This window comes from Brevibacillus schisleri (assembly GCF_055685845.1).
The window spans coordinates 532,572-556,630 of sequence record NZ_JBVNDM010000001.1; the positions used below are offsets into that span (position 1 = coordinate 532,572).

At 45.1% G+C, this 24,059-nt stretch carries 22 protein-coding genes and 1 riboswitch; of the genes, 20 read left to right on the forward strand and 2 right to left on the reverse strand.

Annotation, left to right across the window (positions count from 1 at the left end; translation table 11 throughout):
* The first annotated feature begins 55 nt into the window (after positions 1-55).
* The 3 genes from ACUUHJ_RS02790 (at position 56) to ACUUHJ_RS02800 (ending at position 3,240) form a co-directional block, all read left to right on the forward strand.
* Positions 56-763 carry an SDR family oxidoreductase gene (locus tag ACUUHJ_RS02790; protein WP_472298210.1) on the forward strand — a complete coding sequence of 236 codons (708 nt, stop codon included), beginning with the start codon at positions 56-58 and terminating at the stop codon, positions 761-763.
* 207 nt (positions 764-970) lie between these two features.
* Positions 971-1,525 (forward strand): RNA polymerase sigma factor, encoded by a 555-nt coding sequence (locus ACUUHJ_RS02795; RefSeq protein WP_472298211.1) that lies wholly within the window; start codon positions 971-973, stop codon positions 1,523-1,525.
* Complete coding sequence (locus tag ACUUHJ_RS02800; RefSeq protein WP_472298212.1) at positions 1,522-3,240, forward strand: DUF4179 domain-containing protein; 1,719 nt, start codon at positions 1,522-1,524, stop codon at positions 3,238-3,240. Before ACUUHJ_RS02795 ends, ACUUHJ_RS02800 begins: the two co-directional genes overlap by 4 nt.
* A 59-nt stretch (positions 3,241-3,299) precedes the next feature.
* Here ACUUHJ_RS02800 and ACUUHJ_RS02805 read toward each other — a convergent pair whose 3' ends face one another.
* Positions 3,300-4,529: an MFS transporter gene (locus ACUUHJ_RS02805; RefSeq protein ID WP_472298213.1), complete on the reverse strand. Its 1,230-nt coding sequence runs from the start codon at positions 4,527-4,529 to the stop codon at positions 3,300-3,302.
* 186 nt (positions 4,530-4,715) lie between these two features.
* On the opposite strand from ACUUHJ_RS02805, the gene ACUUHJ_RS02810 reads away from it, so the two are divergent.
* From ACUUHJ_RS02810 to ACUUHJ_RS02865, 12 genes are all read left to right on the forward strand, one after another.
* Positions 4,716-5,702: an LCP family protein gene (locus tag ACUUHJ_RS02810; protein WP_289675921.1), complete on the forward strand. Its 987-nt coding sequence runs from the start codon at positions 4,716-4,718 to the stop codon at positions 5,700-5,702.
* A 70-nt stretch (positions 5,703-5,772) separates the two neighbouring features.
* On the forward strand, positions 5,773-6,657 hold the full coding sequence (locus tag ACUUHJ_RS02815; protein ID WP_472298214.1) for a spore germination protein: 885 nt from the start codon (positions 5,773-5,775) through the stop codon (positions 6,655-6,657).
* A 73-nt stretch (positions 6,658-6,730) separates the two neighbouring features.
* A complete protein-coding gene (locus tag ACUUHJ_RS02820) occupies positions 6,731-7,213 on the forward strand; it encodes a spore germination protein (RefSeq protein ID WP_472298215.1) in 483 nt (160 codons plus the stop codon).
* An 11-nt stretch (positions 7,214-7,224) separates the two neighbouring features.
* Positions 7,225-7,959 carry a GerAB/ArcD/ProY family transporter gene (locus tag ACUUHJ_RS02825; protein ID WP_472298216.1) on the forward strand — a complete coding sequence of 245 codons (735 nt, stop codon included), beginning with the start codon at positions 7,225-7,227 and terminating at the stop codon, positions 7,957-7,959.
* A 13-nt stretch (positions 7,960-7,972) separates the two neighbouring features.
* Complete coding sequence (locus ACUUHJ_RS02830) at positions 7,973-8,209, forward strand: GerAB/ArcD/ProY family transporter (protein WP_472298217.1); 237 nt, start codon at positions 7,973-7,975, stop codon at positions 8,207-8,209.
* 111 nt (positions 8,210-8,320) lie between these two features.
* Positions 8,321-8,731 carry an IS200/IS605 family transposase gene (gene tnpA / locus ACUUHJ_RS02835; RefSeq protein WP_289678032.1) on the forward strand — a complete coding sequence of 137 codons (411 nt, stop codon included), beginning with the start codon at positions 8,321-8,323 and terminating at the stop codon, positions 8,729-8,731.
* A gap of 2 nt (positions 8,732-8,733) precedes the next feature.
* Positions 8,734-9,825 (forward strand): IS200/IS605 family element RNA-guided endonuclease TnpB, encoded by a 1,092-nt coding sequence (gene tnpB, locus ACUUHJ_RS02840; protein ID WP_472298218.1) that lies wholly within the window; start codon positions 8,734-8,736, stop codon positions 9,823-9,825.
* A gap of 105 nt (positions 9,826-9,930) precedes the next feature.
* Positions 9,931-10,602 (forward strand): Ger(x)C family spore germination C-terminal domain-containing protein, encoded by a 672-nt coding sequence (locus ACUUHJ_RS02845; RefSeq protein ID WP_472298219.1) that lies wholly within the window; start codon positions 9,931-9,933, stop codon positions 10,600-10,602.
* A gap of 107 nt (positions 10,603-10,709) precedes the next feature.
* A riboswitch (SAM riboswitch) is annotated at positions 10,710-10,825 on the forward strand.
* 100 nt (positions 10,826-10,925) lie between these two features.
* Complete coding sequence (locus ACUUHJ_RS02850; RefSeq protein ID WP_289675927.1) at positions 10,926-11,939, forward strand: methionine ABC transporter ATP-binding protein; 1,014 nt, start codon at positions 10,926-10,928, stop codon at positions 11,937-11,939.
* A complete protein-coding gene (locus ACUUHJ_RS02855; protein WP_289675928.1) occupies positions 11,940-12,605 on the forward strand; it encodes a methionine ABC transporter permease in 666 nt (221 codons plus the stop codon). It begins immediately after the preceding gene.
* 60 nt (positions 12,606-12,665) lie between these two features.
* Positions 12,666-13,505: a MetQ/NlpA family ABC transporter substrate-binding protein gene (locus tag ACUUHJ_RS02860; protein WP_173627316.1), complete on the forward strand. Its 840-nt coding sequence runs from the start codon at positions 12,666-12,668 to the stop codon at positions 13,503-13,505.
* A 188-nt stretch (positions 13,506-13,693) separates the two neighbouring features.
* A complete protein-coding gene (locus tag ACUUHJ_RS02865; protein ID WP_289675931.1) occupies positions 13,694-15,340 on the forward strand; it encodes a peptide ABC transporter substrate-binding protein in 1,647 nt (548 codons plus the stop codon).
* A 57-nt stretch (positions 15,341-15,397) separates the two neighbouring features.
* On the opposite strand, the gene ACUUHJ_RS02870 is transcribed toward ACUUHJ_RS02865, so the two are convergent.
* Positions 15,398-15,847 carry an SRPBCC family protein gene (locus ACUUHJ_RS02870; protein ID WP_289675933.1) on the reverse strand — a complete coding sequence of 150 codons (450 nt, stop codon included), beginning with the start codon at positions 15,845-15,847 and terminating at the stop codon, positions 15,398-15,400.
* 115 nt (positions 15,848-15,962) lie between these two features.
* Here ACUUHJ_RS02870 and ACUUHJ_RS02875 point away from each other — a divergent pair, with 115 nt between their 5' ends.
* The 5 genes from ACUUHJ_RS02875 (at position 15,963) to ACUUHJ_RS02895 (ending at position 24,013) form a co-directional block, all read left to right on the forward strand.
* A complete protein-coding gene (locus ACUUHJ_RS02875; RefSeq protein WP_289675934.1) occupies positions 15,963-16,766 on the forward strand; it encodes a helix-turn-helix domain-containing protein in 804 nt (267 codons plus the stop codon).
* A 241-nt stretch (positions 16,767-17,007) separates the two neighbouring features.
* Positions 17,008-18,633 (forward strand): peptide ABC transporter substrate-binding protein, encoded by a 1,626-nt coding sequence (locus ACUUHJ_RS02880; protein ID WP_289675935.1) that lies wholly within the window; start codon positions 17,008-17,010, stop codon positions 18,631-18,633.
* Positions 18,634-18,823: 190 nt separating this feature from the next.
* Positions 18,824-20,154 (forward strand): IS1182 family transposase gene (locus ACUUHJ_RS02885; RefSeq protein ID WP_472301132.1). Its coding sequence is split into 2 segments (ribosomal slippage): positions 18,824-19,364 and positions 19,364-20,154, totalling 1,332 coding nucleotides; the frame shifts between segments, so codons are not numbered across the junction.
* 479 nt (positions 20,155-20,633) lie between these two features.
* Complete coding sequence (locus ACUUHJ_RS02890) at positions 20,634-22,283, forward strand: peptide ABC transporter substrate-binding protein (protein ID WP_289675936.1); 1,650 nt, start codon at positions 20,634-20,636, stop codon at positions 22,281-22,283.
* 134 nt (positions 22,284-22,417) lie between these two features.
* Complete coding sequence (locus ACUUHJ_RS02895; RefSeq protein WP_289678033.1) at positions 22,418-24,013, forward strand: peptide ABC transporter substrate-binding protein; 1,596 nt, start codon at positions 22,418-22,420, stop codon at positions 24,011-24,013.
* Positions 24,014-24,059 lie beyond the last annotated feature (46 nt).

Consider the following 24,059-nt stretch of genomic DNA (forward strand, 5'->3'; position numbering starts at 1 on the left):
CTTTCATTATTATACTAAAATATTTAATAAGTATAATAATGGAAAGGGAGAGAAAATGAACAAGCTGGTAGTGATTACAGGCGTGACACGTGGTTTGGGCAGGGAAATGGTCGAGCGTTTTCACGAAGCAGGCTGGACAGTTGCAGGCTGCGGTCGTTCGGAAAAAGAGGTGCAAAGACTGCGTCAGCAATTCGGAGAACAGCATCATTTTTCTGTTGTCGATGTTTCGGTCATGGAGCAAGTGGAAAAGTGGGCAGAGGAAGTCAGAGCCGAGGTGGGCGTTCCCGATCTGTTGATTAACAACGCTTCTATTATAAACCGGAACAGTCCAGTCATTGGTCTTGCGCCAAATGAGTTGTCGAGAGTCATGGACATCAATGTGAATGGAGTTTTCTATGTGATTCGCGCCTTTTTACCGTTTATGATTCAGCACGCAAATGGCGGAGTCGTCGTCAATATCAGCTCATACTGGGGAAGATATGGGGAAGCGTTTTTATCGCCGTACTGCGCTTCGAAGTTCGCCATCGAAGGATTGACGCAATCATTGGCAGCCGAATTGCCTGAGGGAATGGCCGCCGTGACACTTGATCCAGGAGGCAGTATCGATACGGCTATGCTCCGTTCATGCTCACCAGAAGATGTGGACACCGCACCAAATCCGGTAGAGTGGAGCCGTGTGGCGGTACCGTACATTATCGGACTTGGTCCGCAAGACAATGGAAAGTCGCTTACCTGCCCACCCGTGAGAAAAAGAACTAACTGAATATCGTTGTCATTGTTTCATTAGCTGTCGAGATGCCCTCGGCAGCTTTTTTCGTATGAAAAAATCTCCCGTTTTCAAAAAAGTTGCGATCTTTTTCCACCATTTTCCGTCGTATTAAGGTGTACAAGCAAAAAGGTGATAGCTGCGCAGCGTACCTTTTTGAACCTGTAGCCCTCGATACAGGTTTTGATATGGGGAGGAAGACAGATGCAGGACGACAGGCTGATCATTGAGGAGGTCCTTCAAGGGAACAAAGAGGCGTATTCTCAGATCATACAAAAATATAACAAAAGGGTCAGATTGCTCATTCGCAAGATGATCGGACAGCCGCATCTTGAGCAGGACATGGCTCAGGAGATCTTTATCAAGGTGTATTACCATCTGGGTGACTACAGCAAAAACTATGAGTTTGGTGCCTGGCTCTACAGGATTGCCACCAATTATTGCTTCGATGAACTGCGAAACCGGAAACGATCCATTCCGGTTGCAGAAGCAGAGATTGAGCTGGCTACCAGTCATACACCTGAGCTCGAATACCTTGCGAAAGAGCAGAAAGTCTTTTTGCAAAATCGAATGATGACCCTGGAGTCCAAATACCGCGTCGTCCTGGAACTGCGTTACCTCCAATTTTTGAGCTACGAGGAAATTAGCGAGGAGCTGGATGTTCCCATTAGTACAGTGCGAACACGTCTTTCCAGAGGCAGGGCCAAGCTCAGAAATGCCATTACGAATTCGGGGAAAGGAGGGGACCTCCACCTATGACATGCTTGGATACATCCATGCTAAACGCGTATTTGGAAGACAAGCTTCCTTTGCGAGTGAAACAAGACGTACAACGGCATCTGGATACATGCAGCGCGTGCCAGATCAAGTTTGAAAAATATCTCGATGAGCTGGATACATCCGATGATGAAGGCGAAGATCTTTGGCAGACTGAAGCAACCATTCAAAATGTCATGGAAAAGCTCCCCGCCTACCCGATGAACGTACTCAAACTCAAACCAATACAAAAACAACCGGTTCAAATAAATTGGAAAAAGCGGAGTGTGGATATTGTGAAGAAAACGACGATTGCAGTTGCAGGGTTGGCTATGGTAGTAACATTCGGAACAGCAGTTTCGCCTACGTTTGCGAGCTATATGAATGGGATCTATGCATCGATCAATCCGAGCGAGATAACAGTAACAAAAGGGCCATACAATGCGAAACAAACAGTCAACCTGTTTGACAAAAAGCAGACAGACATTGGCGTGAAGAAAGCGGCAGAAAACGGCTTTGTACAGCCGATTGACATGAAGGTGACAGACCAAGGGCTGACGATGGAAATCAATGCGGTTGTAGCCGATCCGTTGCGAATCATGATTCTAGGCTCGGTGACCGACAAGTCAGGCAAAAAAATTCCTTCGTTCTGGAAGGATCAATTCTCGATCATTTCAAGCGACAATGTGAATGAATTCAGGGAAGTTCGACTGAAAGATAAAAATGGCAAAGTAATCAAGCGATTAGATGATCAATCAGAATTGCTGGGGTGGCTGCCGCTGCCGAACGGTGAAAACTTCGCCTACGGCTACGGAGGTGGTATGGACCAATTCTTTAATGAAGCGAATCCAATGCCGGACGAATTGATTTTGGAAATGCGCGTGAAGCGCCTGACAGATACGAAAGGCACGTGGAATTTCGATATCCCGATTGATATGCGACCAGCAAAAGCAGCCATGAAAACAGTAGCGTTGAACAAGGAGCTAGAAACGCCAACAGGGGCAACAGTAGAGCTAAAAGAAGCGCGCTTCTTTCCCACTGCTACGCAGCTAGAGTTTTCAAACAGCAATCCGAATGAGAAAGTAGTGGAGGGTTTTCGTTACGAGCTTATCGATGAAAAGGGTACTGTAGTGGGCAAATGGGATGATATGATCGAATCAGATGAAATGAACAGCACTCTCAATATCATAGGCATGAGTCATGGCGCGTCGGTTGACTTCACAGAGAAGTGGCAGCCAAGTACGAGTTTTGTCCATACGTACATGCCGCTGGACCCTGCAAAAAACTTGACAATGAAGCTCGATGCTGTTTATACAGGAGAGAAGGTCTCTTCTCAAACCAAGCTATCTCTTGCTGAACTGGAGAAAAATCCAAAAAAAGTGGATGTAGCTGGGAACCAAATCACGTTTCAATCGATCAAAATGGAAGATGATGATGAGGGTACCTCATTCGATATTCCATTGGAAGCCATTCTTGCCAAAGATATTGTGGGACTTCCAGAGCGATGGACGGTGAAGGACGAAAACGGGAATGATGCCGAACTAGTATGGTTAAGGGTCAACAAAAAAGAAAACCCAGATGGTACGATAAAACTCGAAGGGAAGCTAGATGTGCGCTTTGAGAAAAAAGATGTGAAGGAAATATCAGTTGTGCTAGATCGTCTAATAAAAGAGAACAAAGTCGATTGGGAAGTGCCAATCAAGGGAGAAAAGAAGTAGTGTAATGAACAAGCCGCTCGATTCTGTAAAAGGATCGGGCGGCTTCTTTGCAATTGAAATCAGTATTTAGCAACCTCTGCTCGATTTTCCCGATGAAAATAAGCGTGTAACAGACAGAGCAGGACCGAACCCGCAGAGACAAGCGTTGCCAAGAACAAAGTTGGATGAATGCCACCATGGTCATACATAAACCCCATAGCCAGCGGCCCCAAGAGCCTTCCGCCGGTGGTAATCGCCCCTACGACCCCCAAATAAAATGGTGCATTCTCTCCGGTTTTTTCCGATATAAAAGTAGGGATAGTCGGCGATATGAGCATTTCTCCAAATGTAGTGATAACCATTCCGACAACAAATGCGTAATAACTACCGTGGTAGACAAGCATACACCCAAAACCGACAGCATACGCGATGGCACTGACGACGAGTTGGGCAGACAAGCTCTGATTCAACAGCCGCTTGATCCAAGACGTGATAGGCTGCCCGGCAAAAATGATAATCCCGTTGATGGTCCACAGCCAGCTATACGAAGACAGCGGCATGCCTTGTTCGGTAATATAAGGAGCAACGCCTGTATTCCATACCGTATTGGAAAAGAAAATCAATGCTGCGCCCAATGCCATAAACAAGTACAATTGGTAGCGGAATAGCAGGGTAAAGTTGTTTTTCACGCGATGCTTTTGCTGTTCTTCCAGGTTTTCTCCGATCAGCTCCTGATGGGATATATTCTTCATAAAAAGGAAGAAGAACAAGGCAAACAATAAGGTGCTCGTGCTGTTGAACCAAAAAGTAAGCTGGAAGGATAAAGTGGCAATGACGCCAGCCAACGCGGTTCCGATTGCCATCCCCAAATTATTGCCGACGTAGACGATGTTAAATAATTCGCGACGCTGTTCCTTCCAGCGGAAACCAATAAATGCCTGAATCGCTGGAAACGACAGGTTGAAGGTAAAGCCAAGCCCCATCATGAGAATCAGGTAGGCAGGCCAACTCTGAACGAAAGGAATGGAAAATTGAATAAGACCTTGAAAAATCAATGCGCCGACAATAAGCCGCTTGGCACCTAGTCGATGAAACAACGATCCGCCGATGAATTGGCCGAAGATGCCAGCCAGAGATTGGATCATCAGGACGAATCCGGCTTCTGTCATCGAGCGTTGCAAAATGGTATGTACGTATAAGGAAGTAAGTGGCCACATAAAAGCGCTCCCGGAGGAGTTAATAAAGCTGGCGATGAGGAAGAAAATGGCCTCACGTGGATAGCGATTGAGGAAAACTGACGGTGATATCACGCGAATGCACCCCTTATCAGTAAGGATAAGAACAGTATAACGAATATTATAAACTTTGTAAAATAAAATGTTTACAATGTCACAGGTACCCAAATAAAGGCTGCTCCACTTTCCGCAAATTCGAGTATACTAATCAAAGTGGAGAGATGACATCAACTGAGGATAGAGAGAATAAAGGTGGACTTTATGAAAATATGGAAACGAGTGTTGCTTCTTTTGCTTGTCGTGATAGCTACGACAGCTGGATATTACGGATACTCTTTTTATCAATTTGCTCAAAATATTCAAGAGCCTAACATCGCACCGCCTAGTGGTGGGAATTCCACCAAAGCAGCGGAAATACCAGAGTGGGATGGCAAGGAACGTGTCAATATCCTGCTGATGGGAGTAGACCGTAGAGGAATGAAAAATAACGGGCTGCCTCGTTCTGACTCTATGATGCTGGTCAGCATCGATCCTACGGGGAAACGTTATGACATGTTTTCAATCCTGCGTGATACGTATGTAGATATTCCCGGTAGAGGTAGCTCGCGGATCAACTCTGCAATTGTAGAAGGTGGACCTGAGTTGGCAATGGAAACGGTTAGTCAGTTCACTGGACTTCCAGTAGATCGTTACGTCATTACTGACTTTGAAGGCTTCAAGGCTTTGATTGATGCAGTAGGTGGAGTCCAGATCGATGTAGAAAAAAATATGTATTATCATGACCCGACAGACAAAGGTGTCTACGATATTAATCTGAAAAAAGGTCTGCAAAAGCTGGATGGAGACAAAGCTTTGCAATATGTTCGTTTCCGCCATGATGCGACCTCCGATTATACACGGACGGAGCGTCAGCGGAAATTAATGACGGCAGTCGTGGATCAGATGAAAAATGGTACGACGCTGATGCAGCTTCCTACAATTCTGAAGGAAGTAACACCGTATGTTCAAACCAATATTAGTTCGGTGGACATGCTGAAGCTGTCTGCACTCGGATTAAAATTGAATACGTTAGAGCCAGGTAACTATCAATTGCCACCAATGGGGATGTTCCGTGAGTCCCACCGTGCAGGTTCAGTTCTGGTTCCGGATGTCGATCAGGTTCAGTCGTTTATCCAAGAAAAAATCACACCTCCTACAGAAGCAACAGATCAACCCGTGGGAGAAAAGAAAAGCAGCACGCAAAACTAAGCGTGCTGTTTTTTTGTGTTTTTTAGGAAAGACTAACCATGATTTTCTAAGTGCTGAGGTGACAGTGTCGATGGATCGGGAGAGTGCACAGAATTGGTTTACACATACAAGCGACTTGGTCACTGAACAAATCGATGAGCCAGAAGGCCGCGTGCGCCTTTTCTATTTATCGACTATGGCGGACGCCAAGGTTGTTTACAGTGAACTCATCCCGAAGCTGCGCGAGATTTGTTTGGAAGAAAGCAGGATTGAAGTGATTGCACAGCACCTGGGAGTGTCTAGCAGCAACCGAGTCTTCGATGACGGGGAAGCCATTGAGCGTTTACTCAGCGGTCATATTGTTATTCGAGTGGAGGAATCGTCCTATGGCTTGGCGTTCCCCAGTGATGGCACAGTTGGCAGAAACATTCAAGCGCCGGAAATCGAAACTGTTGTACTCGGCCCACAGATCGCCTTTGTAGAAGAGCTGAATGTGAACATCTGTATCATTCGCAAATATATGTCTACCCCAAGACTGTTCCATGAACGATTGAGTGTGGGGAAAACCATACCGATGAATGTGTCGATGCTGTATTTGAGTGGGACGGCCGATGAGGAAAATGTGAATACGGTACGTCAACGGATTAATGATCTGGAATTAGACACCAGTCTGGATTCCACCATACTGGCTCAGCATATCGCGGACAATGAGAAATCATTATTCCCTACTCTTCAGCAAACAGAGCGTCCAGACCGTGCTATACACGGTTTGCGACAAGGGCAGATTGCCGTACTCGTGGAGGGGAGCCCATTTGCTCTGCTCGGGCCTACCACCCTGTTGCAATTTTTTCAGTCGCCAGATGACTATTACTTGCGTTGGAGTCTTGCTACCTTCAACAGGCTCATGCGCATCTTTGCCATGATTTTGTCCCTGATCCTCACGCCGATCTATGTGGCAGCCTTGACCTATCATTAGGAGATGGTTCCAGCTGACGCTCGCGCAATCACGTTCTCGGGTACCGTTCCCGCCGTTGTGGGAGGCCCTCTTGATGGAGCTGATCATTGAACTTTTGCGGGAAGCGGGAGCGAGACTGCCGACCAAGGTCGGTCAGACGATTGGTATTGTGGGCGGTATTGTTATCGGACAAGCTATCGTTCAGGCCGGATTCACGAGCAATATCTTGATTATTATCGTTGCCCTCGGCGCTTTGTCATCCTTTATTGCGCCTAGCTATATGATCGGTTCTACAATCCGGGTGGTTCGTTTTCCGATGATTTTTCTGGCAGGTGTGCTAGGTGCATTAGGCATTGTGGTCGGATTTAGTTTTTTGGCCAGTCACTTGCTTCGCCAGACCAGCTTGGGGCGTCCGTATATGTATCCGATTTATCCCGTGCGATTTTCAGATTGGAAGGATGGCTTTATACGGGCTCCCTTATCCTCCCTTTCGGAACGTCTCAAGTTTTTTAACCCAAAACGAATATCGCGCTTTGACAGGGGTAGAGCCAAAGAGAAGAAAGACATTGACGAGTAAGCGAGGCGGCCATGAAGATCAACATCGATGTAAGTAAGGATAATACGATAACGGCATTTCTTGCAGGGGTTCTTGTGCATGGCACGCAGGTAGGGATGGGCATTTTGGGCTTCCAACGAATCATTGCCAGGGAAGCGGGGCACGATGCTTGGATATCTGTCATACTCGCAGCTTTGTTTACTCATCTTACGGTGATGACCATTAACAAGACCTTACAAAAATACCCCTCAGCGGATATTTACGGAATTCAGGAAGATTTGTATGGAAAGTGGCTGGGTACAGCCATTAGCATCATTTATTTGACCTATTTTTTTGTGTCCGCTGGAGTCATTTTACGTACCTACATTGAAGTTGTCCAAACCTGGATGTTTCCGAATTTACCTACGTGGGTTCTGTCAGGGATTATCCTGTTTCTAGCGTTTTACACAGTCGTAGGGGGGATAAGAGTCATCGCAGGCTATGCGTTTTTTTCCTTTATGGTCACGATATGGATGATATTTGAGTTATATTTTCCTTTGAAATTTGCAAGGTGGGAATATTTGTTTCCTGTCATGGACACCAGCTTGGAGAACCTTTTCAATGGAATGATTGCCATGTCTTTGACCAGTGCCGGCTTTGAGATTCTCTACGTTGTCTATCCTTATGTACAAAATAAAGAGAGGGTACACAAAAGTGTACAGTTGGCGGTGTTGGTGAACGTATCTGATCTATTTGTTTGTCATGATTGTGGCGCTGGTCTTTTTTAGTCAGGGTCAGCTCATGAGAACGATCTGGGCGACACTCAATATGCAAAAGATGGTGTACCTCCCTATTCTGGAAAGGTTTGAACTGGTTGTCATTTCGTTATGGCTTCTCGTGATCTTGCCGAATATTATGCTGTATTTGTGGGCTTCTGCCCGAGGTCTCAAGCGCTTGTTCGGATTCAATCTACGTCATTCGTTGTATTGGATTATCACTCGTGCCGTAAAACCCCTTGCTTTAGCTATGGGGATATAAGGCACTTTGCTCTGCATCCCCTGTAGGGGGTGCTAAGAGCAAACAAAAATAGTTCTTTTTTGTTAGATATTTCCCCTCTATCTAACGAAGTGGTATAATTAACCATGGGTGATGGTTTTGAATAGATCAGCGGAAAGTAACCACAATCTCGTATTTGACTGTAAATATCACGTTGTTTTCTGTCCGAAGTATCGTAAAAAGGTTTTGAAAGAGCCAGTAGACATTCGATTAAAAGAGTTGCTTCTTGAAAAGGTAGCGGAGTTACGTGCGGAAGTTGTTGAAATGGAAATCATGCCTGATCATGTTCATTTGCTCATCAAATGCGATCCGCAATTCGGAATCCACCGAGTGGTAAAACATTTGAAGGGCTATACCTCTAGAGTGTTGCGGATGGAATTTAGACATCTCAAAAGTAGACTTCCCTCGCTATGGACAAACTCCTACTTTGTAGCAACGGTTGGCACGGTGCAACTCGATGTGATTAAGAACTACATTGAGTCTCAAAAAGAAAGGAATGATTGAACTTGCATAGAGCCTACAAATTTCGATTGTATCCAAACAAAGAACAAGCAACACTCATCAACAAGACAATCGGATGTACTCGCTTTGTATTCAATCACTTTCTTGCGAAACGAAAAGATGCTTACGAACAAGAAAACAAAACGCTGAATTACAACGACTGCTCTGCTTTGCTCACGCAACTTAAAAAAGAAATCAAATGGTTGAAAGAAGTGGACTCCACTGCCCTGCAATCAACCTTAAAAGATTTGGATTCCTCATACAGAAAGTTTTTCAAAGAGAAAAAAGGCTATCCCAAATTCAAGAGCAAGAAGAACCCAAAGCAATCCTATACATGCAAGATGAACATCAAAATAGAAAGGAATCGCATCAAACTTCCTAAGCTAGGATGGGTATCGTTTGCTAAATCCAGAGAAGTGGAAGGGCGAATCCTATCGGCTACGATTAGATGCAATCCTTCAGGTAAATACTTTGTATCCGTATTGTGTGAAACAGAGAGTAATTTACTCCCAAAAGTAGAACGAACAGTTGGGATTGACCTTGGAATCAAGGATTTCGCCATTCTCTCTACTGGTGAGAAGGTGGCAAATCCCAAATACTATCGCAAGTATGAAAAACAACTGGCGAAGTGGCAACGGATTCAATCTCGTAGAAAAAAAGGCAGCAACAACCGGAACAAGGCGCGTACCAAAGTAGCTATACTCCACGAAAAAATTGCAAATACCCGTAACGATTTCCTACATAAGCTGTCAACCAAGCTGATCAACGAGAGCCAAGTGATCTGTTTGGAGGACTTGCAAGTGGAAAATATGGTCAAAAATCACAAGTTAGCCAAATCCATTGCAGATGCTTCGTGGTCTATGTTTCGTACGATGTTGGAGTATAAGGCAGAATGGTATGGAAGAAAGGTCTCTATTGTTGGAAAACAATTTCCTTCAAGCCAGCTCTGCTCAACTCCAAACTGTGGATACCGCAACAAAGAAGTGAAAAGTCTCAACTTGCGCAGTTGGATATGCCCGCACTGTGGCGTGCAACATGATCGTGACCAAAACGCTGCGATCAATATCGAGCAAGAAGGACTTCGATTGTTGGCGTAGTCAACTAAACTGTGGGACACACAGGGATAGCTTGGTAAAATTCACTCCGTTAGGAGTGACTACCCAAGAATCCCCCGCCTTTAGGCATGGGGAGTGTCAAACCGTATGATTGAGCAAAATATTGAAGGGGAAAAAATTCCGTCTCCCACTATGCATGAGTTTTTTCGGTCTTATTATGACAAAGGAATCGACCCGATCATGCCGTTCATTGCAAGAAAGGGAAATGAGCTGCAAATCAAGGGGATCGCATTATTTCGAGGGGAGCGTTATGTAGGGTGGATCACACCCAAGGAAGCCTTTTTAATCAAGCTCATGCATGGAAAATTCCGCATTGGCGATACTTCTGTCCCTGCTCATATTTTTGGTGAGGTAACCAAGAATCGCGGAAGTAAAAAAGACCGTGTGCAGCTTGTCTTTGATACGATTTCCAGCCATTCAAAAATCGAGCTGACCCAAGTATCTCCCCCGATCTTTGATATTCACATCCGATTAAATGCGCGGATTTTGGAATTAACCCTCCCGCTGAAACTAGAGAATGCCAGGTTGATGAAAATCATGGAACATGCACTGGAAGAAGAGCTCGGAAAAGAACTGCAGAAAGTAGTCCACAAATTGCAGGATCTCAATGTCGATCCCGCTGGTTTCGGGATCGTGTATCGCTCAAATAGAAGAGGGAAGGCAAATATGACGCAGGCTGAATGGAGAAAGATGTTCAAAGACGCGACATTTCGCTTTCACGTAAAGTCAACCATCATCCGCAACGGCGTCATGGATTAAAAAACTTTTTCCTGCTATTACTATTGACGTGATATTTTCAAAAAGGATATAATCCGTTTTGTATCAACAAGAAATAGAAAAAACGAACATAATATACGTAGATATCTTTCTTATCAAGAGAGGCGGAGGGACAGGCCCTATGAAGCCCGGCAGCCGGTTCATTTTCGAATGAACGTCGCGGTGCCAATTCCTACAGGATTTTTGGATCTTGTGTAGATGAGAAGGGTGGATGCGAACGTATACATTGCGTTGCAGCCCCTTTTTCGTTTATGAAAAAGGGGTTTTTATATTTTTATCAAGATTATGGTCGGGAGGTGGATGCGTTGATCCAACTGCGTCATTTGCATAAAAGCTATCAAGTACAAGGTAAAACCATCCCAGCATTAACGGGGATCGACCTTTCCATAGAGCAAGGCGAAATATACGGGATTATCGGACACTCTGGTGCAGGGAAAAGTACGTTGATCCGGTGCATCAATTTGCTGGAGCGCCCAACTTCGGGGGAAGTTATTGTGGACGGCGTCGATTTGACGAAGCTGGATGAAGGAAAGCTGCAAGAAAAGCGCCGCGCAATCGGCATGATTTTTCAGCATTTCAACTTGCTGTCTTCTTCGACGGTCGGCGAAAATGTTGCTTTTCCGCTCAAGCTGGCAAAGCGTTCGAAGGCAGAGATTGATAAGAAAGTAAACGAGCTGCTGAAGCTGGTTGGCTTGGAGGCACATAAGGACAAATATCCGTCTCAGCTGTCTGGCGGACAGAAGCAGCGTGTCGGGATCGCCCGTGCGCTCGCGAATGATCCAAAAGTGCTGCTCTGCGACGAAGCGACATCGGCTCTCGATCCGCAGACGACGAACTCCATTCTGGCACTGCTCTTGGACATCAACCGCAAGCTGGGCCTGACCATTGTGTTGATTACCCACGAGATGCACGTCATTCGCTCCATTTGTGATCGTGTCGGCGTGATTGATGGAGGAAAGATCGTCGAGTCGGGTAACGTACTGGATGTATTCCTTCGTCCAAAGCATCTAACGACACAAGAATTCGTGGAGCAAGTAGCCGATTCTACAGAGCTGCGCGAAGCGGTCGAGCACGAAAAGGCTTCGGGGACCCGCACGATTGCTCGTGTCACCTTCCTTGGAGAAAAAACATACCAGCCGATCCTTTTCCAAACCATGCAAGAGACTGGTACGGTATTCAGTATTTTGCAGGGAACGATTTCTCGCATGAAAGATACGCCGTATGGTCAGCTAGTGATCGAGCTGGAAGGCGATGTCACACAGAATCAAAAGACCATCGAGACGCTGCGCCAACGTGGCTTGGAAGTAGAGGTGATATAAATGGACTGGACATTCGTAAATGTGGATTGGGCTGAAATCGGCGAAGGTACGATGGACACCCTCACGATGCTGGGCTTCTCCACTCTGTTTACCGTCCTGATTGGTTTGCCGTTGGGCATCATTTTGTTTTTGACTTCTCGCGGACAGCTTTTGCAAAACCGCACTTTTTATACGATTGCATCATTCGTTGTCAATGTATTGCGCTCGGTACCATTTATTATTCTGATGATCTTGCTGATTCCAGTAACGAAAATGATCGTAGGAACTTCACTTGGTGTACTGGGTGCCATTCCGCCGCTCGTATTTGGTGCCGCTCCGTTTTTCGCACGTTTGGTGGAAACCTCCCTGCGTGAGATTGATAAGGGCGTGATTGAGGCCGCACAATCTATGGGTGCTTCCAATTGGCAGATCGTCTGGAACGTCCTTTTGCCAGAGTCTAGATCCGGTCTGATCGCGGGTATTACGATCACGACGGTAACACTGGTCTCCTACACGGCGATGTCTGGGGTAATTGGCGGTGGTGGTTTGGGTGACTTGGCGATCCGATACGGTTATCAGCGTTTCCAAACCGATGTTATGGTTGTGACTGTGGTTATTTTGCTGGTGATGGTACAGATCTTACAATCGCTGGGGGACCGTCTGGTTCTGAAATTCAGCCGTAAGTAGGATCTTTCCATATAGATTTTCAAAAAATAAGATGAAATACATGCAAGGGGGAAATCATTCATGAAAAAGCTAGTCGTATCTGTACTTTCTACTGTGTTGGCATTTTCTTTGGCAGCTTGCGGAGGCAAAACCGAAACAGCACCTGCTCCAGCTGAAGGCGGCGCACAAGGCGGAAAACAGGAAGTAACATTGAAGGTAGGCGCTTCTCCCGTTCCACATGCAGCAATCTTGAAGTTCATTCAACCAAAACTGAAAGAACAAGGCGTGAACTTGGAAGTCCAAGAGTTCACTGATTACGTACAACCTAACGTTCAAGTGAACGAGAAACAACTCGACGCAAACTTCTTCCAGCACAAGCCTTACCTGGAAGACTTCAATAAAGGACAAAACATGAACCTGGTGCCAGTAGTGGCTGTACACATCGAGCCATTCGGCGCTTACAGCAAAAAAATTAAATCTGTAGATGAATTAGCTGATGGCGCAACAATCGCGCTGCCAAACGACCCGACAAACAGCGGTCGCGCACTCGCACTCTTGGAGAAAAACGGCTTGATCAAGCTGAAAGAAGGCGCTGGCATCAGCGGTACAGTGAAAGATGTTGTTGAGAACAAGAAAAACCTGAAATTCAAAGAAGTAGAAGCAGCAATGCTGCCGCGCGTTCTGGAAGAAGTAGATTTGGCGCTGATCAACACGAACTACGCGCTGGAAGCAAAGCTTGTTCCAACCAAAGACGCTCTGTTTATTGAAGATAAAGATACGCCATACGCAAACTTCTTGGTTGCTCGTCCTGACAACAAGGATTCCGAAGCCATTCAAAAGCTGGCAAAAGAACTGAACTCACCTGAAGTGAAAAAGTTCATTGAAGATGAATACAAAGGCGCGATTATTCCAGCGTTCTAATGTAGAAATCATTGATCGATCAACAAAAGCCCAACTGGCCGAAAAGCTGGTTGGGTTTTACTTTTGTTTATAATATGGTGAATTTTCATAAAATTAAATTAAATCTATACTAACCCCGTTTTCAACCCAATTCCGGTCGCGTATATTGTGTTAGAAACAGAAAAATACAGATAAGGGGGAATTTTCTGATGAAACGAAATCTCAAATTGTTTCTCGGTGCGATGCTGGTCGCTGGAAGCGTGTTAGCTGGATGCTCCACGAGTACGCCATCGACGACAACCCCTCCAGCAGAGGGAAATGCAGCACCCGCTGAAAAGCCTGCAAATGCAAAGTCGCAGGTATTTCGGGCGAACATTGTGAGTGAGCCATCGACAGCTGACCCTGGTCTTGCGAAGGATGCCACTTCGGGAGCGATCATTCGTGCTACCTTTGATGGCTTGACTCGCTTTGATGCAAACGCAAAGCCAGTGAATTCAGTAGCATCCGATGTGAAGCTCTCAGATGACAAACTGGTGTATACGTTCACGCTCCGCGACTCCAAGTGGAGCAATGGAGACCCGGTAACTGCCCATGACTTCGTTTATGCATGGAAGCGTGCACTCGGCAAGACCTTTGGTGCTGAGTATGCCTATCAGCTGTACTACATCAAAAATGCGAAGCCGATTCACGAAGGCAAGGCGAACCCCGACGAACTCGGTGCGAGGGCAATCGATGACAAAACACTGGAAGTCACGCTGGAGAATCCAACGCCTTACTTCCTGGAGCTGACGGCTTTCTACACGTACTACCCAGTTAACCAAAAAGTAGTGGAGGCTAATCCAAAATGGGCAAACGAAGCGGCCACGCACGTAAGCAACGGTCCATTTAAGATGACAGCGTGGGAGCACAAGAGCAAAATCGTGCTTGAAAAGAATGAGCACTACTGGGATAAAGACGTAGTAAAGCTCGATCGCATTGAGTTTGCGATGATCGAGGATGATAATACAGCGCTGTCCATGTTCGAGAACGGTGAGCTGGATTGGGCAGGCCAGCCACTCGGCGGACTTCCCACCGATGCGATTCCGACACTAAAAGAGGCGGGAAAACTCGTTGTTCATCCTAAAGCGACGATGTACTGGTACAAGATGAATACGACAAAAGGGCCGCTCAGCAATGTGAAAATTCGTAAAGCATTGGCATACTCGGTAGATCGTCAAACCATCGTAGATAACATCACACAAGTCGGACAGGTGCCAACGATGGGGATGTTGCCGCAGTCCATGATTATCAAAAAAGACGGATACTTCAAGGATAATGATGTAGAAACAGCGAAAAAACTGCTGGAAGAAGGCATGAAGGAGCTCAACGTGACAACGCTGCCTCCAATCACCTTGTCTTACAATCCAAGCGACAGACATAAGAAAATTGCCGAAGCGATTCAGGACCAATGGAAACAAAAGCTAGGCATTGATATAAAGATCATGGTAAAGGAGGCTGCCGTTCATTTGCAGGATATGCATGAACTCAATTACGAGATGGGCCGTATCGGTTGGAATGCAGACTTTAATGATCCGATGAACTACCTGGAAATGTTCCGAGATGGCAAAACAGGCAACAACGACACGGGCTGGGAAGATCCGCGCTATCAAGAGCTGCTGAAACAGTCAGCGGTAGAAATTGATCCAGAGAAACGCAAGCAGCTGTTTGCAGAGGCTGAGCAAATTTTTATGGATGCCATGCCATTGATTCCGCTGTTCACGGATGTGGATGTGTGGGTGCAAAGTGACAAGGTAAAAGGCGTTCAAGTAGATGGGCTCGGATTTATCGACCTCAAGTGGGCAGAAATGACGGAGTAACGAATCGAACAAAAATCCCGAGGCCAACGAAATTGCTGGTCTCGGGATTCTTTTGTATTAGAAGCCAAAATCAAGTGTCTTGCCTGTCTCCGCATACGTCTTGATCGACGAGAGCATCATCGGCCAATTGTTGCTGGCACTTGCGTGGGAGGGATGGTTTTCTGTCCATTGATCCTGAATCAGCGTCAGCTTGGTGCAGGCGCCAACCGGTTCTAAGGTAATGGTGACACGAGATTGCAATTCCGCATGATTCTCGTAATAGGCAGGGCCAGGATGTTCAGTGAAACTAAAAATGTGATGAGGTTCGAACTGCAAAATTTCCCCGTAAACATGCACCGTGTCGTCACCAGCTTTTCCCGGACCAACGTAAGCCATCTCATCGCCTACTTGAAAAGTTGAGCGAATCGTACAGCCAAAGAAAGTACTCTTTACGCCTTCATCGGAAGTAAGGACATGCCAGACCTGCTCTGGCGTAGCACCAATGTAGAAATCGAAGCGAAGATCCATCGTTTTACCCCCTGATTTTTTCATTTGGGAATTGTAATCAAGTCTCCCAACTACTACTCTTACTATAAGAAGAAATAGGTAGCGTGTATTGTAAAAACACGACAGGAGGCGCATCTTGGAAAATCAGACTACCAAGCTCCCAAAGGGTGTACTGCATGCCATGATTGGACAGAAGAAGTTTTCGCTAGCCAGATACGAGCCATCTGCTGAAATCAGCTACTTCGTGCAGCATTACTGGGTCGTCCGGTGGGATTTACGTACGGAACCACCTTACTTGCAAACTGTACTGGCTCATCCCAATGTGAATCTGGTGTTTGAAAAAGGAGCAACTGGTATTTTTGGTGTAGCCCGCACGACTTCCTCGCATCTTTTAAAGGGACAAGGTCAGGTGTTCGGAGTAAAATTCAGGCCCGGAGGTTTTTATCCGTTTCTGAATGCCCCGATATCAAAGCTGAGCGGCACTTCTACCAGTCTGGAAGCCGTGTTTGGTGTTGCCACTGACCAGCTTGAGAAAGAAGTGCTAAGCCTGCCAAATGATGAGCAAATGATGAAAAGGGTAGAAGCCTTTCTATTCGAACATTTGCCGAAGCCTGACCCGAATGTTGCGCGCATCAGTGAAATCGTCAGGATGATCCAGGCAGATCGATCCGTACTCAGGGTAGAGGATGCGGTACAGTTGACCAGTATGAACATGAGGACCATGCAGCGCTTGTTTGACCGCTATGTAGGGGTTAGCCCGAAGTCGGTCATCCAACGATACAGATTGCATGAAGCAGCGGAGCAGATTGACCAAGGAACGGTCCGAGATTGGCTGGACCTGTCTACCTCTCTAGGCTACTACGATCACTCTCACTTCATTCGAGATTTTCGAGCAATTGTCGGTGTAGCGCCGAACGAGTATCGACGAGCCCAAATTTAATCATAGTGAACCCCTTCGCCTTCTGGCTGGAGGGGTTGTTTCTTGCTGCATAAATTTTTATGTACGAGGCATACTTCATCATGATGAAACTACCAATTTTATTTCCTTTAATAGAATTTGATGTTTGAATAAAACATAATTAATTTTACTTAAAATGTCTTCAATATTACTAAAAATGCAGTATATTTGTGGAGTAGCTTTCAAGGAATCTTTACCGATAGAAAAAGAGGGGGTCAACACCATGAAAAAAAGCGTTTTTGCAGCAATGAGTTCTATCCTGGTTCTTAGTGCGGCGCTGGCTGGTTGTGGCGGCGGTGGTGAGAAAGCAGGCGAGCAAGGCGGTGCTTCTAAGGAGCAAACAAGCGGTCCTAAAGAATTGAGAATGAACATGATGTCCGAGCCACCAACTGCTGACCCTGCATTGGCTGAGGATTCTACTTCCAGTGCGGTTCTGCGTGCAACATTTGATGGTCTCACTCGTATTGGCGAAGATGGCAAACCACATCCATCTGTAGCAGAAAAAATTGACGTATCCGAAGATGGCCTTACTTATACATTTACCCTGCGTGACAGCAAATGGAGCAATGGAGAGCCAGTTACTGCAAAGGATTTTGAATACGCTTGGAAGCGAGCGCTCAATCCGAAGACAGCATCTAACTACTCCTACCAATTGTATTACCTGAAAAATGCAGAAGAATACAACAAGGGTAAAGCAAAAGCTGATGATGTTGGCGTAAAAGCGAAAGACGATAAAACACTCGTCGTGACTTTGAAGAATCCAACACCATTCTTCTTGGAGCTGACTGCGTTCTATACGTACTACCCAGTTAACCAAAAAGTAGTAGAAGGCAGCGATAAATGGGCAGGCGAAGCAAAAACTCACGTGGGTAACGGTCCATTCAAAATGGAAACATGGGAACATAAGAGCAAATTGGTTCTCGTGAAGAGCGATACCTACTGGGATAAAGACGCTGTAAAACTCGACAAGCTCAACTTCTCCATGGTTGAAGATGCAAATACAGAGCTGTCTATGTTCGACAATGACGATTTGGATTGGTCCGGAGCGCCTCTGAGCTCACTTCCTACCGATGCGATTCCAGCATTGAAAGAATCCGGTCAAATGCAAACACGCCCGATCGCGGGTACCTACTTGTACAAATTCAATACGGAAGTTCCGCCGTTCAACAACGCGAAAATCCGTAAGGCGTTTGCTTATGCTATCGATCGTAAATCGATCATCGACAACATCACGCAAGCAAACCAAGAGCCAGCTATGGGTCTGATCCCGCCAACAATGGCAGTGGCAACAAGCCCGTACTTTAAAGACGGCGATGTAGAAGCAGCGAAAAAGATGCTGGAAGAAGGTATGAAAGAAGAAGGCATTACCAAAATGCCTACGCTGACTCTTTCCTTCAACACGTCTGAAGGTCACAAGAAAATTGCTGAAGCGATCCAAGACCAATGGAAAAAAGCTCTCGGCGTAGACGTTAAGCTGGAGAACAAAGAGTGGAAAGTATTCTTGGAAGATGTGAACCAAGGTAAATTCCAAATCGCACGTTCCAGCTGGACTGGTGACTACAACGATCCATACACGTTCTTGGACCTGTTCAAGGACAAAGATGGCGGCAACAACGACACGAAATGGGAAAATCCGAAGTACAAAGAGCTGCTGAACCAATCTGCTCTGGAAAAGGACCCAGAAAAACGCAAACAAATCCTGGCACAAGCAGAAGCTATTTTCATGGACGAAATGCCAGCAGCTCCAATCTACTACTACACACATTCTTATGTGAAAAAAGACAAAGTAAAAGGTGTAGTACTCGACGGTCTCGGTTTCGCAGACTGGAAATGGGCAGACATTCAATAAGAAAAAGCGCATAGCTTGTTGTAATAAAAGAAGGGTGCTACGGCACTCTTCTCAGGCTGTCGAGAAAGTCGACAGCCATTTTTATTTCACTTAATTTTAAAGCGACACCGCGTTAATTTGTTATAATTCTTATAATTACATTTTATAGTAGGTGATTATTGTGCTTACCTCCAATGATAAAAATCCACAAATGCATTACGAATTTGTGTGTCTTGATGAATTGGTCCCAGAGGACCATTTATTAAGGGTCATCCAGAAACATATAGATTTCTCCTTCATCCGAGAAAAAGTACGTCAATATTATTGCGAGGATAACGGTAGACCTTCCATTGATCCTATTGTTTTATTTAAAATGATTTTCATTGGATACCTTTACGGTATCCGCTCAGAGAGGCAGCTCGAAAAAGAAATCCAGACTAATATCGCCTATCGTTGGTTTCTTGGCCTTTCTTTAACAGATCGAGTTCCAGATCACACAACAATCAGTTGGAATCGTCGAACCCGTTTTAAAAATACAAATGTTTTTCAGGAGATTTTTGATGAAATTGTGCGCTTGGCGATTCAGCATCGAATGGTCGCTGGCCGTGTATTGATAAGTGATTCCACGCATCTTAAAGCAAATGCGAATAAACGAAAATTTAAGAAGCATGTCATCGAGAAAACGAGTCGTGCCTATCTCAAAGATTTAGAGGTAGCAATTAATGAAGACCGTGAGGTACATGGAAAAAAGGATTGAAGCCTAGAGAGGGTGTGAAGGAAGAAAAGGAAATCAAGGTGAGTACCACTGATCCGGAAAGTGGCTACATGGTTCGAGACAGCAAGCCCGAAGGCTTTTTCTATCTCGATCACCGGACTGTCGATCATAAGTACAATATTATTACCGATGTCCATGTCACTGCTGGCAATGTCCATGATTCCGTTCCTTACATAGATAGGCTGAATCTCCAAATCGAGAAGTTTGGGTTTCAGGATACAATTGAAGCTATTGCATTAGATGCTGGTTATTTAACTACTCCAATCTGCAAGGCACTTCACGATATAAATGTATTTGCTGTCATCGGTCATCGTGCCTTTACACCTGTTAAAGGTCTTTTTGCTAAATGGCGCTTTAAATATGATCTGGAGTGCGATGTGTACACATGTCCTCAAAAACATACGCTTACTTATTCGACTACCGATCGAAACGGATACAGGATGTATAAGTCCAATAAAGAAATATGTAAAACTTGTCCAAGGCTTTCTGAGTGTACCCGATCTAAAAATCACCAAAAGGTGATAAGCAGGCACGTTTGGGAAGAGAGTAAGGAATGGGTTCGACAGAACCGTTTAAGTAAATCGGGGAAATATTTATATAGATTAAGATACCAAACCATAGAGCGAAGCTTTGCAGATGCTAAAGAACTGCATGGGCTTCGCTATTGTAGGTTACGCGGACGTGAAAATGTCCAAGAGCAGGTATTGATGACAGCAACAGTACAAAACATTAAAAGGATAGCGCTACACCTAGCGAAAGCAAGTTAGGTGCAGGCTATCCTTTTTTTCAGCACTTCGTGCTGAACAATACTAAAAAGAAATCCCCCAAAAGGGGGTTTCTCTTCAGGCTGAGAAGGGTGCTACGGCACTCTTCTTTTTTTTTGTAAACCATTTTAAGAGAGAACAATGGAACAGAGGATGGAAGGTGATAATAGAAATTATAAAATTATAAATTAAATTACTATTGTCATTTTACTGAACGTGGATAAAATTGGGTGAACAAAAAAATATATAAATAAATGAGTGGTGAATATTCAACTCTGAAAAAGCTTGATTTTATGCGGTTTTTCTTAGAGATATCAAAAGAGGGATGTTCTGGAAATTTTATTTATCGATCAATGTGTTTTATAATTCGTTAATTCTCTTTATAAATAAATAAAAATTTATTAAATCATTCTAAAACATATTTAAAAAATATATAAAACCATGTATATTGATAAAAGATTTAGAAAAGGGGGATTACTTGTATGAAAAAGAATGTTTTCGTGGCAATGAGTTCTATCCTCGTTCTTGGCGCGGCACTCGCAGGATGCGGTGGCGGAAACCAGGCGGCACCGGCAGATAATAACGCTTCCGGAGCAAAGACAGAAAATTCTGCACCAGCTGGCTCTAAAGTACTGAAACTGAACCTGCACTCCGAGCCACCAACAGCTGACCCAGGTATCGCGGAAGATACAACTTCCAGCACCATCATCACTGCTACCTTCGAAGGTCTGACTCGCGTTGGTAAAGACGGTAAATACAATCCAGCAGCAGCAGAGAGCTACACTGTTTCTGAAGACGGTAAAAAATATACATTCAAAATTCGTGATAACAAATGGAGCAATGGCGATCCAGTATCCGCAAAAGATTTCGAATATGCTTGGAAACGCGCTCTTAATCCAAAAACAGCTTCCAACTATGCATACCAACTGTACTATGTGAAGGGCGCAGAAGCCTACAACAAGGGCAAAGGTAAAGTAGAAGACGTTGGCGTAAAAGCAATTGACGATAAAACACTCGAAGTAGAATTGGCGAACCCAACTCCATTCTTCCTGGAGCTGGTTGCATTCAAAACATACTTCCCAGTTAATCCAAAAGTAGTGGATGGCAACGAGAAATGGGCTACCGATGCGAAAACAGTTATTGGTAACGGTCCATTCAAAATGGATTCTTGGGAGCACAAGAGCAAGCTCGTTGTTTCCAAAAACGATAACTACTGGGATAAAGACAACGTAAAATTGGACAAAATCGAATTCTCCATGGTAGAGGATGAGAATACAGAGCTGTCCATGTGGGAAAATGGTGAGTTGCACTGGGCGGGATCTCCAACTTCTGCACTACCAACTGACGCGATTCCGGCTTTGAAAGACTCCGGCAAAATGACAACACAGCCAATCGCAGGTACTTACTTCTACCGTTTCAACACAGAAAAACCACCGTTTAACAATGTAAAAATCCGTAAAGCATTTACGTACGCAATCGATCGTCAAAGCCTGATCGACAACATCCTGCAAGCTGGTCAATTGCCTGCAACAGGCTATGTACCACCAAGCATGGCGCTGACCAAAGACGGCTTCTACAAGGATAACGACATCGAAGCAGCGAAGAAATTGCTCGAGGAAGGTATGAAAGAAGAGGGCCTTACCAAATTCCCGGCACTTACTCTTTCCTTCAACACTTCCGAAGGTCACAAAAAGATTGCTGAGGCAATCCAAGACCAATGGAAGAAAAACCTCGGCGTAGACGTGAAGCTCGAGAACAAAGAGTGGAAAGTATACCTGGATGATGTACACCAAGGTAAATACCAAGTGGCTCGTGCAGGCTGGTTGGGTGACTTCAACGATCCAATCAACTTCTTGGAAATGTTCAAGGAAAAAGACGGTGGAAACAACGATACTCGTTGGGAAAATCCGAAGTACAAAGAACTCCTGAACCAATCCGCTCTGGAGCTAGACCCAGAAAAACGTAAAGCAATCCTGGCTCAGGCTGAGCAAATCCTGATGGATGAAATGCCGATTATGCCAATCTACTTCTATACTCAATCTTGGGTTAAGGACGACAGAGTACAAGATGTTATCATCGATGGTCTGGGTGCTGTAGACTACAAATACGCAGATTTCGTAGAAAAGAAATAATAGCTGTGCATATAAAAGAAGAGAGGTGCTATACTCACCTTTCTTCTTTTTTTATCTATTTAACATCCAAATTTTTACTTTTTATTGTATACTATTTTCGGAAGATTCTATTAGGGTATATTGGAGGGTATATGATGAAGAAGAGTGTTTTTATGGTATTGAGTTCGGCCCTCGTTTTCAGTGGATTGATGACAGGGTATGAAGGTGCTGTCCAAGCGGCTGAGCCGAAGGTTTTAAGGATGAATCTACAATCGGAGCCGCCTACAGCAGACCCAGGAATTGCAGAGGATACTACCTCTGGAACGATCGTCACGGCTATATTCGAAGGTCTGACACGTCTCGGAAAAGACGGAGAGGTACACCCAGCCGCGGCAGAGAGCTATACCGTTTCTAAGGATGGGAAGACTTATACATTCAAGATTCGTGAAGCAAAATGGAGCAACGGCGACCCAGTAACGGCACATGATTTCGAATATGCTTGGAAACGCGTGCTCGATCCAAAGACAGCTTCCAACTACGCCTACCAGATGTATTATGTGACAGGTGCAGAAGACTTCAACAAAGGGATCGGTAAAGCGGGAGACGTTGGTGTAAAGGCGATTGACGATAAGACGCTGGAAGTGGAACTGACAAACCCGACACCATTTTTCCCGGAGCTGGTTGCTTTCAAAACATTCTACCCGGTGAACAAGAAGGTAGTTGAAGGCAACAGAAAATGGGCTGACGATGCAAAGACGGTAGTTGGCAACGGACCATTCAAAATGGAAACATGGGAACACAAGAGCAAGCTGACTGTCGTAAAGAACGAGAAGTACTGGGATAAAGCCAATGTAAAATTGGATAAGATCGAATTCTCCATGATAGAGGATGAGAATACGGAATTGTCCTTGTTTGATAACGACGAGCTGGATTGGGCAGGTGCTCCAACGTCCGGGCTGCCAATCGACGCACTTCCGGTTTTGAGGGAAGCTGGCGTCTTGAAGACACAGCCAATCGCTGGTGCCTACTTTTATCGATTCAATACAGAGCAAGCACCGTTTTCCAACGCAAAAATTCGTAAGGCGTTCGCCTATGCAATTAGTCGCGAAAGTATTACCGCCGATGTCCTGCAAGCGGGTCAAATGCCGGCAACAGGCTATGTACCACCGAGCATGGCGTTGAACAAAGACGGTTACTTCAAAGACAATGATCTTGAAGTGGCAAAGAAATTACTGGTAGAAGGTATGAAGGAAGAGGGTATCTCCAAACTCCCTCCAATTACACTCAGCTACAACACATCCGAAGGTCATAAAAAGATCGCAAAAGAAATACAGGCTCAATGGAAGAAGAACCTCGGCGTAGATATCAAGCTCAAAAATTCAGAGTGGAAGGTATACTTAGATGACGTACACCAAGGTAATTATCAAATCGCTCGTGGAGGCTGGTTGGGTGACTTCAATGATCCCATCAACTTCTTGGAAATGTTCCAGGAAAAAGACGGCGGAAACAACGATACACGTTGGGAAAATCCAAAGTACAAGGAGCTCCTGAACCAATCCGCTCTGGAGCAAGACCCAGAGAAGCGCAAAGCAATTCTCATGGAGGCTGAGCAAATCCTGATGGATGAAATGCCAATCATGCCAATCTACTTCTACGTGAACTCTTGGGTGCAAAACGAGAATCTGAAGGATGTCGTAATCGATGGACTGGGTGCTATCGATTTCAAATACGCAGATCTCACCAAAAAATAAAAATGCAGGAGAAGAGGGCTATTTTCGTGCCCTCTTCTTTTTTTCT

Bases quoted from the DNA above. Each gene is read 5' to 3' on its own strand.
- ACUUHJ_RS02790 (WP_472298210.1), top strand. From the start codon at position 56: ATGAACAAGCTGGTAGTGATTACAGGCGTGACACGTGGTTTGGGCAGG.
- ACUUHJ_RS02795 (WP_472298211.1), top strand. From the start codon at position 971: ATGCAGGACGACAGGCTGATCATTGAGGAGGTCCTTCAAGGGAACAAA.
- ACUUHJ_RS02800 (WP_472298212.1), top strand. From the start codon at position 1,522: ATGACATGCTTGGATACATCCATGCTAAACGCGTATTTGGAAGACAAG.
- ACUUHJ_RS02810 (WP_289675921.1), top strand. From the start codon at position 4,716: ATGAAAATATGGAAACGAGTGTTGCTTCTTTTGCTTGTCGTGATAGCT.
- ACUUHJ_RS02815 (WP_472298214.1), top strand. From the start codon at position 5,773: ATGGATCGGGAGAGTGCACAGAATTGGTTTACACATACAAGCGACTTG.
- ACUUHJ_RS02820 (WP_472298215.1), top strand. From the start codon at position 6,731: ATGGAGCTGATCATTGAACTTTTGCGGGAAGCGGGAGCGAGACTGCCG.
- ACUUHJ_RS02825 (WP_472298216.1), top strand. From the start codon at position 7,225: ATGAAGATCAACATCGATGTAAGTAAGGATAATACGATAACGGCATTT.
- ACUUHJ_RS02830 (WP_472298217.1), top strand. From the start codon at position 7,973: ATGAGAACGATCTGGGCGACACTCAATATGCAAAAGATGGTGTACCTC.
- tnpA (WP_289678032.1), top strand. From the start codon at position 8,321: ATGGTTTTGAATAGATCAGCGGAAAGTAACCACAATCTCGTATTTGAC.
- ACUUHJ_RS02845 (WP_472298219.1), top strand. From the start codon at position 9,931: ATGATTGAGCAAAATATTGAAGGGGAAAAAATTCCGTCTCCCACTATG.
- ACUUHJ_RS02855 (WP_289675928.1), top strand. From the start codon at position 11,940: ATGGACTGGACATTCGTAAATGTGGATTGGGCTGAAATCGGCGAAGGT.
- ACUUHJ_RS02860 (WP_173627316.1), top strand. From the start codon at position 12,666: ATGAAAAAGCTAGTCGTATCTGTACTTTCTACTGTGTTGGCATTTTCT.
- ACUUHJ_RS02865 (WP_289675931.1), top strand. From the start codon at position 13,694: ATGAAACGAAATCTCAAATTGTTTCTCGGTGCGATGCTGGTCGCTGGA.
- ACUUHJ_RS02870 (WP_289675933.1), bottom strand. From the start codon at position 15,847: ATGGATCTTCGCTTCGATTTCTACATTGGTGCTACGCCAGAGCAGGTC.
- ACUUHJ_RS02880 (WP_289675935.1), top strand. From the start codon at position 17,008: ATGAAAAAAAGCGTTTTTGCAGCAATGAGTTCTATCCTGGTTCTTAGT.
- ACUUHJ_RS02890 (WP_289675936.1), top strand. From the start codon at position 20,634: ATGAAAAAGAATGTTTTCGTGGCAATGAGTTCTATCCTCGTTCTTGGC.
- ACUUHJ_RS02895 (WP_289678033.1), top strand. From the start codon at position 22,418: ATGAAGAAGAGTGTTTTTATGGTATTGAGTTCGGCCCTCGTTTTCAGT.